Origin of the sequence: Shewanella benthica KT99, assembly GCF_000172075.1 — a bacterium.
GTDB lineage: Bacteria > Pseudomonadota > Gammaproteobacteria > Enterobacterales > Shewanellaceae > Shewanella > Shewanella benthica_A.
The window spans coordinates 75778-93352 of sequence record NZ_ABIC01000008.1 but is presented as its reverse complement, the minus strand read 5'-3'; the positions used below and the strand labels follow the sequence as shown (position 1 = coordinate 93352).

Here is a 17575-nt window from a genome sequence, read left to right as displayed (position 1 = left end):
TAATTCCTTTTTATCTCCCAGATTTCAGCATTTCACTAATTCATACTACGAGATGTCTGTTTTGTCACTTATTATCAAATTCTTACGTTCTTTGGTCTTGGCCGTTTAATGTCGGTAACTCGCATTCGCCGGAGCCGGAATCGTGCGGAGCTTCGTAAAGGCTACACCACAGGAGCCTGTGCCACAGCCGCTGCCGTTGCTGCCGTAACACAGTTACTCGAGCCTACAAAATCCACTCAAATCGAAATACTCTTGCCCATAGGGCAGCGTGTCAGTTTCGACGTTAGCCATTTGCCGGTTAATGATGATTTGACGGCGGTGGCGAGTGTTATCAAAGATGCCGGCGATGATCCCGATTGTACTCATGGTGCCGAAATTATCGCCAAGGTAACCCTGACCCATAGTGCTGGGATCCATTTCTTCGCGGGTGAAGGCGTTGCGACTGTCACTCTACCTGGGCTGGAGCTGAACGTTGGCGAGCCAGCGATTAATCCCGTCCCTAGGCAGATGATATGTTCACATTTATTGCCCTTACTCGCCGAGCATGATTGGGACGGTGCCGATGTGACCATCAGCATACCTGGCGGCGAAGAGTTGGCGAAGCAAACCATAGGCCAGCGTCTGGGCTTAATCGGTGGACTGTCAATTTTAGGCACTCGGGGTACGGTCCATCCTTATTCTACCTCTGCCTATGCGGCATCGGTTCGTCAAGGGGTTGAGGTCGCTAAGCGTCAAGGGCTTAGCCAATTGATTCTCACCACAGGCAGCCGCACCGAAAAACAGGCGATGATATTGCACCCGCAACTTGCCGATATTGCCTTTATTCAAGTGGGCGATTTTATGGGCGTGGGGCTCAGAGCCAGTGTTAGGAAAGGGATTGCACGAGTCGAACTGGTATTGATGATAGGCAAGTTGTGTAAGCTTGTGTGTGGCACCATGATGACTCACGTGACTGGCAGAGCCGTAGATTTTGCCGCTATTGCCCATTGCCTCGACGGCACCGATGCCGAATTTACTGAAAAAGTGTCTCAAGCAAACACCGGGCGCCACTTGTTGTCATTGCTACCTGTCAAATTATTTCCTGATTTTTATCAAAATCTTTGCCTGAAAGCAGCGCAAAATTGTGCTGCATATTCCCACCATAAATTACCAGTCCGGGTGCGGCTCATCGATTACGATGGCGCCACCTTGGCACTGGCTAATTACGGAGACATCTAATGGACAATATGCAACAGATCACGGCCAAAGGCCGCGAAATAGAAGCGGATTCATTCTCAATCATAGACATGGAAATCGGCGACCACGCATTTACCAGTGAACAATGGTCTGTCGTGCGCCGAGCGATCCATACCAGCGGTGACTTTGAGTTTGGCAAATTATTTAATTTCAGTGCCGATGCAATCGAGTCTGCCTTAGTAGCTATCAGGCAAGGTTGTCCGATTGTTGCCGATGTATCTATGATCATCGCCGGCCTGAGTGAGCGTCGTATGGCGCGATTTGGCAATACTGCTCGCTGTTTTATCAGCGATGAAGATGTCATCGCTAGCGCCATCGAGTCGGGTGGCACTCGCGCGGTCACGGCAATGCGTAAAGCACGAGATTTAGGCTTGCTAGATGGAGCCATTGTCGGTGTGGGCAATGCCCCCACTGCATTATTTGAAATCCTGAGAATGGTCGAAGCGGGTGAAGTTACCCCTGCGTTGGTGATCGGTATTCCCGTCGGTTTTGTTAAGGCCATAGAGTCAAAAGCGGCATTAGTCGGGCAAGACCGAGTGCCTTTCATCGCGTCATTGGGACGCAAGGGGGGCAGCCCTCTGGTGGTGTCCACTGTGCATGCTCTTATGATTGAGGCCGCAAAATGACCGGTAGTATTACATTGATTGGCATAGGTGATGATGGTTGCCTTAGTTTAACCAGCCGCGCGATGAACGCCGTCGCTCAAGCCGAATTATTGGCAGGTGCAACCCGTCACCTACATTTTTTTCCACAATTTAGCGGTGAGAAATTAGAATTTATCAGTGGTCTTAATGACTACTTATCTAAGCTGATTGAAGTGGCAAAAACCCGTGATATCTGTGTGTTAGCATCCGGTGACCCATTATTTTTTGGCATAGGTAAGCGATTACTTACTATGGTCGCCGCCGCGGGTACAAACATAGATGTCGAGGTCATTACATCTCCAAGCAGCGTGCAATTGGCCTGTGCTAAAGCCTTAATGCCTTCGGATGATATCAAGGTTATTTCATTGCATTGCCGTCCAATGGCTGGACTGGTGACCCGCATACAGCAAGGCGATAATTTTGCCTTGATGACCGACAATGAACATAACCCTGTGGTGATAGCTCAGTACTTACTTGACTATGATGAAACTCAGTGGCGTCTGGTGTTATGCGAACATTTAGGCGGTATTAAAGAGCGGATCAGAGAGTTTTCTGTTGCCGAGCTTGCGGGTACGTCGACAGAAGACATCGAGTCCCTCAATGTGCTGTTGCTGCAGCGCCAAGAACAGCCCTATTGGGGTGGTTTGGCGATGCATTGCCCTGACTCAAGTTATGAGGTGCTTACGCCATTAAATGGTTTGATCACTAAGGCTAATATTCGTGCGGTAGTGGTGGCTCGTTTAGCGCTGACTCCCAAGAGCGTGATGTGGGACATTGGATCCGCTTCCGGCTCAATCGCGATCGAAGCGGCCAAGCAGGCGTGGGATGGCAGCGTCTATGCACTGGAATGTAATCCTGAGTGTGTGCCGGTCATTCAACAAAATAAGCAAGGTCACAGAGTTGACAACCTTACACTCATCGAAACCAAGGCGCCTTTAGGCTTGGCAGACTTGCCAGCTCCTGATGCGGTATTTGTGGGCGGCAGTCGGGGTCAAATCAAGGGCATAGTCGCAGAAGTGATGAGTAGATTAACCCCAGGCGGAAAACTTATCCTCTCGGCCGTGACCTTAGACAGTGTCAGTGAGTTTTTTGAGCTGTGTAAATCAAATAAATATATCTATGAAGTCATGATGTTGCAAAGTTCAGTCTCTCAGCCTCTGGCGCATTACCAGCGTTATCAGGCGGAAAATCCTATTCATTTATTCGTAATCACCAAAGAAGGCAACAACACATGACCCAGAAAATCGGCAAACTCTATGCTATCGGTGTTGGCCCAGGCGACAGCTCACTGATGACTCTACGCTCGGTGGAATTGCTTAAAACCATCGATGTCATCGCCATTCCCGAGAAAAATAAAGGTCAGCAGGATTCGTTTGCCTGGTCTATCGTCCGCGGGGCTATCGATGATTCGCAGATGGAGGGTGATCGCAGCTTCTTATGGTTCCCCATGAGTAAGGACCATAATATTACCGTTCCGGCTTGGAAGGAAGGTGCAGCGACCATAGCCAGGCATCTTCGGGCCGGACAAAATGTGGCATTTATTACCGAGGGTGATCCCTCGGTCTTTAGCACCTGGGCTTATCTGCAAGAAGACTTGCTAGAACATTTCACCGATTTAGACATAGAAATTGTGCCTGGTGTTACCTCGTTAACGGCAGTACCAGCAGCAACTCAGGTGCCACTGTGTGATGGCGAAGAACGTTTTTGTGTCGTGCCTGCCACTTACGGTGTGAAGATGTTGCCTGAATTAGTCGCTGCATTCGATACTATTTTATTACTCAAATCGGGTCGTATGGTGCCGGAGTTGATCAGAGTATTAGAGCCACTTGGCTTGTTAGAGTGTGCCACCTACGTGTCTTATGCGACCGATCCTCGTCAGCGAATATTTACCGATTTGAGGGATGTGCCGGCAGATTTTTGTTACTTCGCCACAGTACAACTATCGATTCGCGGGCGTAAAGGGGTGCTGCGCCATGGTGGGCAGGCTTAATGTCCGTTGCAGTGCATGCCATTACTAAAAATGGATTAGTCATCGCGCGAAAATTGGCAGAGGCGATGCCTGAAATTCAGGTGTTTGTCAGTGAACAATTTGTCACGCAGGGAACGGAGACGGCCTTTAGTTTTCCTCTGTCGTCTCACTTCGATAAGGAATTCGACAGATATCGTCATCATATCTGTTTATTCAGTGTCGGCATCGCCGCCAGAATAATTGCCCCCAGATTGGTGGATAAACGCAAGGACCCGGCCGTGGTCTGTGTCGATGAGCAAGGGCATCATGCGGTAGCATTTGCCGGTGGTCACCGTGGTGGAGCCAATGAAATGAGCCGACGGGTGGCTTATCTGCTCGGTGGCACGGCCGTCGTCACCACGGCCTCGGATACGACCGAGACATTGTCGGTGGATATGCTCGGGGCGCATCTTGGCTGGGCTCTCGATCCTAGTTGCGAAGAGGCGATAACCCAGGTTAGCGCGGCAGTTGTCAATGGCAACCCCGTGGTCATCTGCCAGCAGACGGGGGAACGCGACTGGTGGCAGCATGACAAAAAACTGCCACAGCATCTGCAGCTGACCCAAGACTTGAGTCAATTGCAAGATACTCAAGCCGTAGCCGCCGTGGTTATTACCGATACGACGAATTTTTTGGCCGAGAACATGGCTAACCGAACCATGCCACTGGTGGTATGGCGTCCACGGTCATTGGTTATCGGTATCGGCTGTGATCGCAATACACCTCAAGCGGTAATAGAGCGAGGGTTAGCCTGTTTTATGACGGAGCATAACCTGGCATATCAATCTATTGCCTCCTTGGTGTCGATCGATTTGAAAGCAGATGAGGTTGGCATTATTGAAGCCGCAGCCAAACTCAATCGCCCTTTCATTACCTTTACTGCCGAGATCCTCAAGGGGGTCGAAGGTGTTGAAAATCCTTCGGCGGTTGTCGAACGTTGTATCGGGGTGACTTCTGTGGCAGAAGCCGCCTGTTTACATGCCGCCGAGCGTACAAAACTGTTAGTCCCTAAGCATAAGTACAAGTTTTCCGGCTTCAACATGACGTTAGCCGTGTGTCGGCGTGATTTTCCACAACCCGTAAGTCGTCATCGTCATGGTGAACTGCACAGTAACAGTGCCACGAGGACATGCCCGAACCGTCCGATAAAACACTATCTATACCAGTTGATCGTGTGTGAAGGGGGGCGTTGTGAGATCCCTGGGCAGGCGGGTTTAGCTCACCGCATTAGAGGATTGCTCAAGGAGAGTGGATTTTCAAAGGGAGTTAATCGCATCAAGGTGACTCGTAGTCATTGTCTGGGATGTTGCCGCAAACTAGTACCCATGGTGATTTATCAAGGTAAGAGCCAGACTCGCATTAGTGAAAATCATGCTTTATGGCTGCAAAAAGTCGATAGATTGACCGATGAGCAGTGGCAGCAAGTTTTTCACTCCCTAGTGGAAGATTCGTCGGTGAAAGCATGCTTGCGGGCTCAATACATTAGTGATGTGGAGTCGGCGTTATGATGCCGCTTATTTTGACTGTGCCGCCGAGAGTGCTGGTGATCGGTGCAGGAAAGGCCGGACTCATCAAGGTGCGTAGTGCGCTGCGTTATCAGCAAGATGTGACACTCATGTCCACCGAGTTCTCAGCGGCATGCCAAGGAGAAACGTGCCGGCAGATCCAGGCTGACTTTTATAAAATGACTGCCGGTGAAATGTCTGCATGGGGACTTATTTATCTGACGATACCTTGGCCAAGCTCGCTAACAGAACAAGCTTTCATCGAGTTGTTGGCAAAGGAGTTGATGGCCATGGATAAGCTGGTTTGCGTATCTTGCCAACCTTCCCTAGGCAACGTGGTTAATCCATGTAGCCGACGGGTTGATGATTATACGCTGACTCTCTCTGGGGCAGATATGCGCCCGAAAAACACCATAGTTCTTACCGAACGATTAGCGCGGCAGCTTGCGTTAATGCTTAAGGATAATGTGAAACATGAAAAGATTCCGACATTATAACAAGGGCACAGCCATAGTGCTGTGCTGCTTTGGCTCTGTTAATCAACAAGCAAAATATCAAGCATTGCAGGATCAATTTATTGCTCAGTTCGACTGTGCCGATGTGTTTATGGCATTGAGTTCACGCAGTGTGTTAAAGAAGCTGGATGATCCTAGCTTAAAAACTCTGGCGGAGCAGCTAGCGTCACTCGATCGTGCCGGCTATCGACGCATTTGTGTGGTGTCTTGTTATCTGTTTCCCACCGACGAACACCAACAAGTGTGCAAGACGATTGAAGGTTTTAAGGCCTTCAGTCTGGCTAAAATCGACCATACACCGGCAGTGATACATCAAGTCAAGAATGCCAACCGGATATTGGCAGCACTTAATACTCGTTACCCTTGTGGGGATGATGAATATAATTTATTTATTTACCATGGCGCACCTAACTTAAGTGCACCAGGTTATAGCAGCATCTGGTATGCGGAATCATTATTAAACCAAATGTCCGAGCGTAACCTGACTTGTTCCTTAGAGGGGGCTCACCCTTATTCTCTGATCGCCGACACGCTTAAGCGCAAGCTTGGAGCGGCAAATAAAGTTAGGATCATTCCTTTGCTGCTGGTTTCAGGCAACCACTTTCAACATGATGTGAAAAACATTGCCGCTGAGTTGGCCCTGTCTACCCAGGTTGAGATGGCAGAGCCGATAAGCGGCGATAGATTCTGCTTGATTGATTTAGCCGAAGTACAACAAACCCTCATGGAGCAGACGTCTCAATGTTTAATTCAACTCGGAGAAACCCAAATATGAACGGCATGCTAAGTATTGTCGGGATCGGTCCCGGCAGTGAAAAATTACTCACGCCCATGGCGCGCGAAGCCATCGAGTCTGCCGATTTGGTTGTGGGTTATAAGCCCTATGTCGATTCGCTGCATTTTGTGATCAAAGATCAGGATATCACCACCAACGGTATGACCAGTGAGGTGGAACGAGCCAGAGTGTCTGTGGAGCAGGCGCTAAGTGGTCGTAGGGTCGCCATCGTCTCATCAGGTGATGCTGGTATTTACGCAATGGGTTCATTGGTTTATGAACTACTACAGCATCACGGCTGGAAAGACGGTGACCCATTGAAGGTGGATATGATCCCGGGTGTGACCGCGGCCATCTCTTGTGCCTCCTTGGTGGGAACACCACTGGCACATGATAGTTGCACCATTTCATTGTCAGATTTGCTGACTCCCTGGGAGCTTATTGAGCGCAGAATCGCAGCCGCGGCTTCCGCCGATTTTGCGATTACGTTTTACAACCCTCGCTCTCGTCGGCGCCAGGAACATATCCGTATCGCGCAGCGGATCTTGCTGGAACATCGTGATGCCGAGACGCCGGTGGCTATCGTGAAAGATGCTTATCGTGAAGGCCAGGTGATCACCCTGTCTACATTAGGCGAGTTTGTTGACTGTGAATTTGGCATGACAGCCTCGGTGATTATTGGCAACAGCCAAAGCTACCGCTATGGCGACAAGATCATTACCCCTCGCGGCTACAGCCGTAAATACAACTTAGAAAATGGTGCGGTTAAATCCGGGCAGAAACGTGGCAGAAGCCTTAATACCGAAGTAGGAGAAACAGCATGACCGTATACTTTATTGGTGCAGGCCCGGGAGATCCCGATTTAATCACTGTCAAAGGTGCCAAGTTAGTCGAGCGCTGTCCAGTCGTGCTTTATACCGGTTCATTAGTGCCAGCCGAGGTTGTCGGTAGGGCTAAAGATGATGCCTTGGTGTTAAGCTCCGAAGCGATGGATCTGGACGAGATCATTGCCGTGTGCAAAGAGGCTCATGACAAGGGGCAGGATGTGGCTCGGGTACAGACCGGCGATTTATCTATTTACAGCTCGCTGGCCGAAACGACCCGTCGTTTAGACGTACTCGAGATTGACTGGCAAGTGATCCCTGGCGTGAGCAGCTTCCAGGCGAGCGCGGCAGCCTTAGGCTTGGAGCTGACCCTGCCAGAAGTTTGTCAAACCATCATCCTCAGTCGGGCATCTGGCCGTACTCCGGTGCCGGATAAGGAAAACCTCAAGTCATTGGCACGACACGAAGCCACCTTATGCCTATTTCTCTCCATCAGCCTGATCCGCAAAGTGGTGCGTGAGCTCAAAGACGTTTATCCGAGTGATTGGCCTATCGCCGTGGTTGAGAAGGCATCTCACCCAGAACAGCGTATACTGCGTGGCACTTTGGATACGATTACTGAGCAGGTCGAAGCGGCAGGCATAAAATCTACCGCAATGATCATCGTTAGCAAGGTATTAAAAGAGCAAGATTTTAATGATTCCAGACTCTATGCCAATAACTTCAGTCACGGTTTCCGTCGTGCCCGAGTGGTTGAAGGAGAGTCATAATGGAATCGAATAGTACTGCACCGGGTAAAGTATTTTTAGTCGGTGCAGGCCCAGGCTCGCCCGACCTGCTGACATGGCGAGCTATCAAGTTAATGCAGCATTGTGATGTCGTATGTTATGACTTGCTGGTGAGTCCGGCAATCTTGTCATTGGTGCCGAGCGACAAAGAGATGCTAGCAGTGGGCTACCGAGGTTATTGTGGTACCAGCATAGAATATGGCATGCATCCCGATGTGATTGCCCAAGCCTTAGCGGGAAAAAACGTGTTGCGCTTAAAGTCTGGCGATCCGTTTATTTTTGGTCGCGGCACCGAAGAGTGTCGTTGTTTAAACCATCATGGTATCGAGTACGAAGTTGTCCCCGGCATCACCTCCGCACTTGGGGCTGCCGCTTACGCCGGTTTCCCGCTGACCAGTAACGGCCTCGCTTCGGATGTGACCTTTGCCAGTGGTCACCGAGCATCCAGCGTACTTAATAACTGGGCCTCTATGGGGCAAAGTTCGGGTACATTGGTCTTGTATATGGCGGCTAAAAAACTCGCGCAACATGCGGCGCGTTTGATCGAACAAGGCCGAGATCCCGAAACGGCCGTAGCCTTAGTGTCATCGGCGACTCGTCACAACCAAAGGTTACTGACTACGACCTTAGCCAAGATCGATGAGGTGATGGATAATGACATGCATCAGGATGGCAGTCCTGTGCTGGTCATTATGGGACAGGTCGTTGCGCTTGCACCCGAGTTGAGCTGGCACGATAAACTGCCACTGACGGGCAACTGTATCATGATGGACCAGAGTCAAGCCGCTATCGCCGAGGTGTTACGCATGGCAGGTGCTGAAATCATATTGTCCCCAGCAGTGACTAAGCAATATGGTTTTGCCGCCGAAGATTGGGCCCAGATCCTCAAGGCACCCAGTCTGTGGCTGGAAAACATAGACGCAGTAAAGGGCCTGGAGCAAAGCGCTAAAGATGAGGGGCTCGATGTGCGCCAGTGGTCATGGCAGTTATCCGGCTCGCAACCGGTACAGGCGTATTTGGCCGATAAGGGGATTAACATAGCGTTAGCCGACAAGATGGCAATAGGCATGTTAGCCCTGACTTCGGGCACTAAGTCAAATCAAGGTCAAGGGATGTGTGGCTGCAGGGCCTCGGCTCTGGCACCTAGGTATGATCTGGGCAAGGTAGCCGTGTGCTGGGTCGAAGAGCCTGCCTTAGCCGAACTTATCACCCAGACCCAGGTTGGTTTTGACTGTGAGTTATTTATCACCAGTCAAGCTGACATTGCCAAGCAACTCGCCTTGTCAGGTAAAGATGTTGTTACCTTGGCTTCGGCCTGTGTTGAAAGTGTAATTAGTGTCTTAGTCGATCTACCTTTACGGCGGAAATCCAATGTGGCCTGATTTATATTTTTTATCCCCATTATACTGTGCCGGCGTTATCAGCCTGGCTTTGATACTGGACTTAGTACTGGGTGAGGTGGCTCGATTTCATCCGCTAGTGGGGCTGGGTAATTACATTCAATGGGTTCAGCGACGGTTGTGGCAAAACGACAAAATCAAAGGCTGCATTGCTGTGGCCTTGGTCGTGACCGTTGCGGTGCCCTTTGTGTGGTTGCCACGAGTATGGTGGCTCGATGCCATTTTATTGTACTTCGTTATCGGGGGGCGCAGCTTAGCTCAACATGGAAATTCTGTCGCCGCGGCATTGAAACACCATGGATTGGTCGCCGGCAGAGAAAAGGTGGCAATGATCGTCAGCCGTAAAACGGATACGCTCAACGAGCAACAGGTGGTCAGTGCGGCCGTCGAGTCGGTACTTGAAAACGGTAATGATGCGTTATTTGGGGCCTTATTTTGGTTTACTGTGGCGGGGATCCCCGGGGCGGTACTTTATCGAGTCAGTAATACGCTGGATGCGATGTGGGGTTACAAAAATGACACCTTCTTCCATTTTGGCTGGGCCGCGGCTAAGCTCGACGATGTTCTTAATTATATTCCCGCCCGCTTGTGTGGCCTTGCTTATGCCCTGGGAGGCAATACCCGCCAAGCATTAACGTGCTGGCGCGGGCAAGCCTCACAGTGTGCCAGCCCAAATGGTGGGGTGGTGATGGCCGCAGGTGCCGGCAGTTTAAATATTATCATCGGCGGTGCAGCTGAATATGATGGTTACCAATGTGCCAAGCCTCTGTTGGGTCAGGGGCGGGTGGCGGTGGCAGCGGATATCGTTCGTGCCAGTCGACTCGTATGGTTAAGTGCCATATTTTGGGTGTTAGGTTTATTGATGTTAGCCCTTGTCATGGGCGACGTGTACGGAGGTTGATAGTGGAATTATTACATCATGGTGGGCGGTTACGGCAGGCGGCGTCACAATATGGCATCGCCGAGTCTGACTGGCTTGATTTATCGACGGGAGTCAGCCCCTGGCACTATCCGATCCCAGCCATTCCCGCTAGCGCCTGGAATCGTTTGCCCGAGGATGATGACGGCTTAATGACCGTCGCTCGTCGCTATTATTTAGGTGCCAACTTGAATGGAACTCAGTTGGATTCCTTGGCGGTTGCCGGTTCTCAGGCCGTCATTCAGGCGCTACCTCAGGTGTTGTCAGCCATTACGTCGACGATTGCGAGGCCTGATGTCCAGGCCTGCGTGTTACTGCCTGATGTGGGGTATAAAGAACACGAGCGTGCCTGGCGTAAAGCGAATTGGCATATTGAGTATTATCATAATACGCCGACAATGGCGCAGATCGAACGCTGTAAGGTGCTGCTGGTTATCAACCCCAATAACCCCACTGGTCAGCTGCATTCCCCCGCCGAGCTGGAACAGTGGCTGACCTTGGTTGCCGCCAACGGCGGGACCTTAGTGATCGATGAAGCATTCCTGGATGCCACACCAGAACATAGTCTATTGCCGGTCTGCCCAGTTGAATTAACTGAGTCTTTAGTCGTGCTGCGATCCATCGGTAAGTTTTATGGTTTAGCCGGCATAAGAGCGGGTTTCGTATTTGCCAATAAGACGGTTATTACAGGGCTCCAAGATACCTTAGGGCCCTGGTGTATGAATGGACCCGCACGGGAGATCTGTAAACTGGCTCTGGCAGATATTCAATGGCAAGACATGCAGCGTCAACGGTTACAACAGATGAGTGCATGCCTGGTGGAGATATTAACCCACTGCTTTAGCTCGGTTGAATACACACTCGAGGGTACCTTGTTATTTCAGACTGTTTATGTAGAAAATGCCATCGCTCGCTATGAAGAGTTATGTCGCCAAGGTGTATTGGTAAGATTGACCGATGAACAGGATGGTTTACGTTTTGGCTTGCCAGCAAATAATCGTGAGTGCAGTCGTTTACGGCTCGCCCTGACTCAGCCTCAAACTTAGGCATAACACGGTGAAGGAACTCCAGTTGCAATGAAAATTCTCTTTTGTCGTCATGGTGAAACCCATTGGAATCAAGAGGGCAGGCTGCAGGGGCAGTTGGACAGCAAGTTGACCTCCCAAGGTCAAGCGCAAGCGAGACGATTGGGGAGGTTATTAGTTAACCTAGAGCCGGACTTGATCATGAGCAGTGATCTTGGCCGGGCGATGGCAACCGCCGAATTGGTTAACGAAAGCATGGATCTTGTCATTAAAGCGTCGCCTTTGCTGCGGGAGCGGTGTTTCGGTGAATTACAAGGGGTGAGTTATGATCAGCAGCCTGGCTTGTGGCAAGCTTATGAGCAACGCTTTCGTGGCAACATACTCGATATAGAAGGTGCCGAATCTGCCGTCGACATTATGCAGCGGGTGCAACAATTTGTTGATGAGATAGTCGGCCTAGATGTGCAAAACCTAGTGGTTATTAGTCATGGAGAGTGGCTGAGAACACTACAGAATATGTTGGCCGGCGATGTGCCCTGGTCGAATAAGCAAGCCTTACTTAAAAATTGTGAAGTGTTCGAATTAACACAATTAATTGCCAACTGAGATAAGCCTAGACTCAAATCTGCCGTCCATGGCAGTGTGCAGTCTGATGCAGGAGTGGCTGCCTAATGGACACTGCAGCCACCTATTACTTCTCTGATAGGAGGGGATGCCACACATTGAGTGACTTATCGATCGTTTGACTGATCTTGTAGATGCTGCAGAACCCGAGTCCTATCTCTAGGTCTCGGGTTTTTTTATGCAAGTTTAAATTTATTCACTAAGGCAGTGAGCTGTGAATTTGCTGTCGCGAGGTTTTGAGCACTTTCAGTTGTCGCTTGGCTAGTCTGAGTTAGCTCGGCTACCATTTCCTGAATATTATGCATATTTTGATTGATCTCTTCGGTCACGGCGCTTTGCTCTTCGGATGCTGTGGCTATTTGAGTTGTGAAATCATTAATATCTATGATTGAATTGATCATAATATCTAAACTGCCAGCAATTAACGATGTCCCATCGGCGGTTTCTGTGCAACATTCCTTAGTGATATTCATCGCACCGACAGCCTGGGATGCATCTTGGTTTAATTGGGTGAGTATGGTGTTTATTTCGGCGGTATTGGTTTGAGTTCGTGCAGCAAGAGAGCGAACTTCATCTGCAACAACGGCAAAACCACGTCCATGCTCCCCAGCTCTGGCTGCCTCAATGGCAGCATTAAGTGCTAATAGGTTTGTTTGATCGGCTATCGAGCCAATCACACTTAGGACACTCGAAATATTCTGGGTACTGGTATTCATGATATTGATACAATCAGCGGCCGTATCAGCTTGGCTGACTAATTTAACAATACTATCAGCGGAGTCTGCAATCAGTTTTTTAGACGACATAGCCTCATCATGTGCTTGTTGGGTGTTCGATGCTGTTTCATTGGCGTTTTGTGCTATGGCTTCGGCGGTCGAACTCATCTCTGTAACCGCGGTTACGGCTTGGTCTGTTTCCGCAGTATGGGATACTAAGGCTTGATGACTCTGTTTAGATTGAATATTTATCTGTTCAATATTTTGAGAAATATAGCTACTGGCTTGAGAGATTTCCAGCATCATGGATTGTAGGTTACTGATAAAACCATTTACCCCAGCAGCTATTTGACCTAGATCATCCTGACTGGTGACCTCCAGACGCTGAGTCAGATCGCCGTCGCCTTCGGCTAAGCCTATGATGGTTGATTTTAAGAGTAAGATAGGCTTGTACACGCGGTTTAACACCAATATTAACAAACCAACAGTTAACAAGATCAGTATTAATGAGGTGATAGCAGACTCAATGAGTAGCTTAGTGACATTTGCATAGGCAATCGAGGCATCAATATCGATGATTATATGCCAGGATTTATTGTTTGTTATCTTTATTTTGGTGTAGTAAACAATGTTATCCTGCCCATTCACTGTGTATTGATACTGTCCCTGTGAGTTGGCTAGGACCTGCCTCTCTAAGTTAGCCAAATGCGAATTGTTAGAAATTTTAGTGCCAAATTTGTCATTGTTTGTCGATGAAATCAAGGCTCCATGATTATCATAAATGCCAATTACAGCCCCTGGAAACTGGATCTGTTGGATCAAGGTATCTATGGTATCTAAAAACATGTCACCACCAATAACGCCACCATTGCTTACATCTAATATACTCAACATATTTTTATCTGTGATGCCTGCATCAAAATATATATCGGTCACTATTAGTTTGTTGGCTTGTTTGGCCGTGATATACCAAGTTTCTTTCCTTGCATCGTATCCTGCAATCAAACCTGTATCTGTAATTGTGTCGCCGTCCGCGTCGGCAAGATTAATAGCATCTAAATTTGTAGTGTTTACTAGTAATTTCACCGATTCTTGCTTTATCTTTGAATCGTTACCGTCGAGTAATATGCTGGCATTTCTGATGACCTTTATATTGCTCGCCATCCAATCTTCGATGAAATTTTTGGCGGTGTTTATAGTTAAACTTGCTTCTTTTTCAACATTAAGAATACTGTCCGTCTTAGCAGTATTGTATGACACTAAATTAGATATCACTAATGAGGCGACTACAAGTGTTGTCATTGATAGTAGAATACTTTGTTTGAATTCAAGTTTGAACATTTAAATTCCTTATAACTGTTGTCTATTATAACTTGAGCATTTAGTCGGTTAAAATAATAAATCCCATACTTTGATATGAGCCCTATTGCACTAGTTTCTGTCTGATAGAATCAGGTCGTATATCGGCACGGTTTAAACCTCTTGAGGAAGGCTCGCTATATCCACCGGATATTTAGCAAAAAAACTTAATCGACGTGTTGTAATGACCTGAATGAATACTCATTCGTGTACCGATAGTTTATTACATATAATTAATAGGCTATGTTCCATAATATTGTTGTCCCCCATACGCGGCTTTCAATATCTGCAGATTATCTAGTTTTGCGTTACTTTCCTTAAACCAAGCCAGATAATGTGACAAATACTTTGTGGCAACCCCCTTCATTTGCCCATTAACCCAACTCTTAAAGTGAGCGATTGCACCATTTACAGTCTGGATATGGTAAATCTTATCTATCACTCTTACTTTATTATTTATCAATCGCTTATGATCGCAGTTCTTTTGCTTTGCTGTCGCTACATATGCCCAAGAGCCATCACTGCAAAGTACCGAATCTGCTGCAATGTTTTTAGACAAATTAGCCGCTATTTCTGCAGTCGTATCAGCAGATAAAATAGGGGTGATCATGTGTTTACTGCGATCTATGGATAATAGGATAGCGATCTGGCCTTCTTTAGTTCGTTTATCAATATCGCCGCCTCTCTCCGTGTTAACTTGAGCTGCATACAGCGAGTATAGTCAGCCCAAAGGTGGCATTTATGTAGCCTAGCTAACGGTGTCTTAGTCTTGTTATTGAAGGTCTTGTAACAGGTATTACATCGGTATCTTTGTATTGCTCCAGCCTTCCCCCATTTTTTGAACTGAGGAGAGTGGCAATGTGGGCACTGGGATAACGCATCGAAAAGTGGTTGAATGAGCTCATCGGTGGGGATTTTAGCGTTTAATGCCTGAATTGACTGGTGAACGACTTCTCTTTGAGCCGGTGTCATCGATAAAAATGTTTTTGTTATCTGGTTAAGCTTACTCACAAATAATTTTGTTTTCATTTTCTTTAACCTCAATCAATTACGCTCAATGATAAGGGTAGACAACATTTCGCTACAACAGCGCCTCAACTGGCTCTGTTCCATAAGGCCGTTGTTCATCGCTCAAAGGCTTATTTTTACTAGGCCAGAGAGAAGTTTAATTTTCAAATAATATGAATCTCTAAATTAGCCACCATAAAGGCTAACGCCGAGTTCATATTTTGGGACAACAGTTAACGGGAACAGAGCCTTTAATAATGTCCGTTGCTATTAATGTAACACTTGTAAATAATTTTAAAGTTTATGTCAGAAATATGATCTACATCCACTATTTACATATTATATTAAATAAAGCAGGAACGGGGTCACAGAATAAAACAAAAGTCTTTTTAACCCGCTTTAACTGCGTTGTACCTATATATTTTTAATAGTATAGTCGCTTCATTACCAATCTAAGATGTATTAAAAAGATGTTAGATAAGATTGAAGGAAAAGAAAGAATCATCCAAGAGTTTGTGCCTGGTAAACAGGTAACGCTTTCCCATCTAATTGCCAATCCCTCAGATGAGTTGTGCGAGCGTGTTGGTGTTGAAACTAGTGGTGCTATTGGCATTTTAACTTTAACGCCTGGTGAGACAGCAATCATCGCTGGCGATATCGCAATGAAGGCCGCCGACGTTCACATTGGATTTCTTGACCGATTTTCCGGTGCTCTTGTTATTACGGGATCAGTTTCATCTGTGGAATGCGGGCTTAAAACTATTAATGAAGTCTTAAATAGAACCCTATCCTATACTACTTGTGCATTAACAAAAACATAGCATGAAAAATAAAAACTTAGATAGCGTAGTTTTTGTTGGTGAGGTGGATGCGGGTAAATCTGCTCTCGTTGATCAATTAATTAGTCAAGACGCAAATACAGGCAAAACTCAAGCACCAATTTATTATCCCGGTAAAGTTATCGATACCCCAGGTGAATTCATTGTTAATCGTGCATTGAATGGAGCATTACTTACAACTATATGTAACGTGAAAACCATAGTGCTTGTGCATCCGGCTGATGCGAAAAACTTCTCATCTTCTAGTGGGTTATTAAGAGTATATCCAAATAAAAATATTGTTGGCGTCATCAGTAAAGTGGATGCGTCAAATGCTGATGTAGACAGAGCGGTTAAGTTATTACGCCAAAATGGGATACCCGAACCTTATTTTAAGACTTCCATTTTTGATCAGGCATCTATTGATCGACTATCTCACTATTTATTGTCACTCCAGCAACCCGTGCTGGAGTGATTTGTCTGAAAATCAACAAGGATTGAAGTTATGAAACAACTGATTTCTGCTGCGGATATACGACAGGCTAAGTCTGATAACAAGACTTTTATTGTCGCCCCCGCTAAAGATTCTATTATTACACCTGAAGCACGTGAAGTTGCTAAGGTTGAAGGCATTGAGTTTCTAGAAGCAATGCCAGAGCCAACTAGTGTATCGCCGGCTACTCCGCCAGCTACTTCGCCAGCTACTTCGCCAGTTACTTCGCCAGCTACTTCGCCAGCTACTTCGCCAGTTACTTCGCCAGCTACTTCGCCAGCTACTTCGCCAGTTACTTCGCCAGCTACTTCGCCAGCTACTTCGCCAGTTACTTCGCCAGCTACTTCGCCAGTTACTTCGCCAGCTACTTCGCCAGCTACTTCGCCAGCTACTTCGCCAGCTACTTCGCCAGCTACTTCGCCTGTATCGACTGCCAATGTGGATTCTATTCAAGCTGAAATCGAATCTCATTTACCCAATGTTGATTCTGAAAAAAGTGCGAAAATTCAAACGTTAATAGCCAGAGCTATGGGAGAATTCATTCAGAAAACTCCGGATTCGCCGCGTCAGATTAATGATGATGGGATTGTTTTGGTTCGAGGAAATGCTGTCAAACTCGAGACATTCGATGGTGCCCCAGGTAAAAATATCGGTCTGACTGATGTGATTGGAGCCGAAGATGGTAGCAACATGGGTGTGGGCTATATGGGATGGGAGAATGCTTTCTTCCCATGGACACTGACCTATGATGAAGTCAACGTTGTACTCGAAGGTGAATTGCACGTTAAAACAGCTTCTGGAACGACCATAGCGAAACCTGGCGAAGTCATATTCATCCCCAAAGGTAGCACTGTAGAATTCGGTACGCCGACTCATGTCCGTTATGTCTATATCACTTATCCTGTTGAGTGGGCGTAA

Annotated in this window: 17 protein-coding genes and 1 pseudogene; 16 read left to right on the top strand and 2 right to left on the bottom strand. The window is 47.5% G+C overall.

Annotated features, from left to right (window positions below; translation table 11 throughout):
- The first annotated feature begins 108 nt into the window (after positions 1–108).
- The 13 genes from KT99_RS05505 to KT99_RS05445 are packed head-to-tail and all read left to right on the top strand — an operon-like array spanning position 109 to position 12245.
- Positions 109–1218, top strand: coding sequence for a cobalt-precorrin-5B (C(1))-methyltransferase (locus KT99_RS05505; protein ID WP_005497838.1), 1110 nt, complete (start codon positions 109–111; stop codon positions 1216–1218).
- The gene (locus KT99_RS05500; protein WP_005497836.1) at positions 1218–1862 is read left to right on the top strand and encodes a precorrin-8X methylmutase; all 645 of its coding nucleotides are present in this window, start codon (positions 1218–1220) and stop codon (positions 1860–1862) included. The genes KT99_RS05505 and KT99_RS05500 overlap by 1 nt, the downstream gene beginning before the upstream one ends.
- Positions 1859–3115 carry a bifunctional cobalt-precorrin-7 (C(5))-methyltransferase/cobalt-precorrin-6B (C(15))-methyltransferase gene (locus KT99_RS05495; protein WP_005497834.1) on the top strand — a complete coding sequence of 419 codons (1257 nt, stop codon included), beginning with the start codon at positions 1859–1861 and terminating at the stop codon, positions 3113–3115. Before KT99_RS05500 ends, KT99_RS05495 begins: the two co-directional genes overlap by 4 nt.
- Positions 3112–3870, top strand: a complete 759-nt coding sequence (gene cobI / locus KT99_RS05490) for a precorrin-2 C(20)-methyltransferase (RefSeq protein ID WP_005497832.1) — start codon at positions 3112–3114, stop codon at positions 3868–3870. The genes KT99_RS05495 and cobI overlap by 4 nt, the downstream gene beginning before the upstream one ends.
- The gene (locus KT99_RS05485) at positions 3870–5396 is read left to right on the top strand and encodes a cobalamin biosynthesis protein (protein ID WP_005497829.1); all 1527 of its coding nucleotides are present in this window, start codon (positions 3870–3872) and stop codon (positions 5394–5396) included. The genes cobI and KT99_RS05485 overlap by 1 nt, the downstream gene beginning before the upstream one ends.
- Positions 5393–5890, top strand: a complete 498-nt coding sequence (locus KT99_RS05480; protein WP_005497828.1) for an NAD(P)-dependent oxidoreductase — start codon at positions 5393–5395, stop codon at positions 5888–5890. Before KT99_RS05485 ends, KT99_RS05480 begins: the two co-directional genes overlap by 4 nt.
- Positions 5868–6683, top strand: coding sequence for a sirohydrochlorin cobaltochelatase (locus tag KT99_RS05475; protein ID WP_005497827.1), 816 nt, complete (start codon positions 5868–5870; stop codon positions 6681–6683). The genes KT99_RS05480 and KT99_RS05475 overlap by 23 nt, the downstream gene beginning before the upstream one ends.
- On the top strand, positions 6650–7507 hold the full coding sequence (cobJ, locus tag KT99_RS05470) for a precorrin-3B C(17)-methyltransferase (protein WP_100067618.1): 858 nt from the start codon (positions 6650–6652) through the stop codon (positions 7505–7507). The genes KT99_RS05475 and cobJ overlap by 34 nt, the downstream gene beginning before the upstream one ends.
- Positions 7504–8277, top strand: coding sequence for a precorrin-4 C(11)-methyltransferase (cobM, locus tag KT99_RS05465; RefSeq protein ID WP_005497823.1), 774 nt, complete (start codon positions 7504–7506; stop codon positions 8275–8277). The genes cobJ and cobM overlap by 4 nt, the downstream gene beginning before the upstream one ends.
- Complete coding sequence (cobA, locus tag KT99_RS20065) at positions 8277–9677, top strand: uroporphyrinogen-III C-methyltransferase (RefSeq protein ID WP_005497821.1); 1401 nt, start codon at positions 8277–8279, stop codon at positions 9675–9677. Before cobM ends, cobA begins: the two co-directional genes overlap by 1 nt.
- Positions 9667–10596, top strand: a complete 930-nt coding sequence (cbiB, locus tag KT99_RS05455; RefSeq protein ID WP_005497819.1) for an adenosylcobinamide-phosphate synthase CbiB — start codon at positions 9667–9669, stop codon at positions 10594–10596. Before cobA ends, cbiB begins: the two co-directional genes overlap by 11 nt.
- 2 nt (positions 10597–10598) lie before the next feature.
- On the top strand, positions 10599–11660 hold the full coding sequence (cobD, locus tag KT99_RS05450) for a threonine-phosphate decarboxylase CobD (RefSeq protein WP_005497818.1): 1062 nt from the start codon (positions 10599–10601) through the stop codon (positions 11658–11660).
- A gap of 30 nt (positions 11661–11690) precedes the next feature.
- Positions 11691–12245: a histidine phosphatase family protein gene (locus tag KT99_RS05445; protein ID WP_005497816.1), complete on the top strand. Its 555-nt coding sequence runs from the start codon at positions 11691–11693 to the stop codon at positions 12243–12245.
- Positions 12246–12439: 194 nt separating this feature from the next.
- Here KT99_RS05445 and KT99_RS05440 read toward each other — a convergent pair whose 3' ends face one another.
- Both KT99_RS05440 and KT99_RS20530 read right to left on the bottom strand, forming a co-directional pair.
- A complete protein-coding gene (locus tag KT99_RS05440; protein WP_198401995.1) occupies positions 12440–14281 on the bottom strand; it encodes a methyl-accepting chemotaxis protein in 1842 nt (613 codons plus the stop codon).
- 298 nt (positions 14282–14579) lie between these two features.
- Positions 14580–15367 (bottom strand): annotated as a pseudogene (locus tag KT99_RS20530) (IS1595 family transposase).
- Between the two features lie 449 nt (positions 15368–15816).
- Here KT99_RS20530 and eutS point away from each other — a divergent pair.
- Genes eutS through KT99_RS22230 form a run of 3 tightly spaced genes read left to right on the top strand, consistent with a single transcriptional unit; the run spans position 15817 to position 17575 of the window.
- Complete coding sequence (eutS, locus tag KT99_RS05425; RefSeq protein ID WP_005497809.1) at positions 15817–16167, top strand: ethanolamine utilization microcompartment protein EutS; 351 nt, start codon at positions 15817–15819, stop codon at positions 16165–16167.
- 1 nt (position 16168) lies between these two features.
- Positions 16169–16639 carry a EutP/PduV family microcompartment system protein gene (locus KT99_RS05420; protein WP_005497804.1) on the top strand — a complete coding sequence of 157 codons (471 nt, stop codon included), beginning with the start codon at positions 16169–16171 and terminating at the stop codon, positions 16637–16639.
- A 30-nt stretch (positions 16640–16669) separates the two neighbouring features.
- Positions 16670–17575 carry a cupin domain-containing protein gene (locus tag KT99_RS22230; RefSeq protein WP_198401994.1) on the top strand — a complete coding sequence of 302 codons (906 nt, stop codon included), beginning with the start codon at positions 16670–16672 and terminating at the stop codon, positions 17573–17575.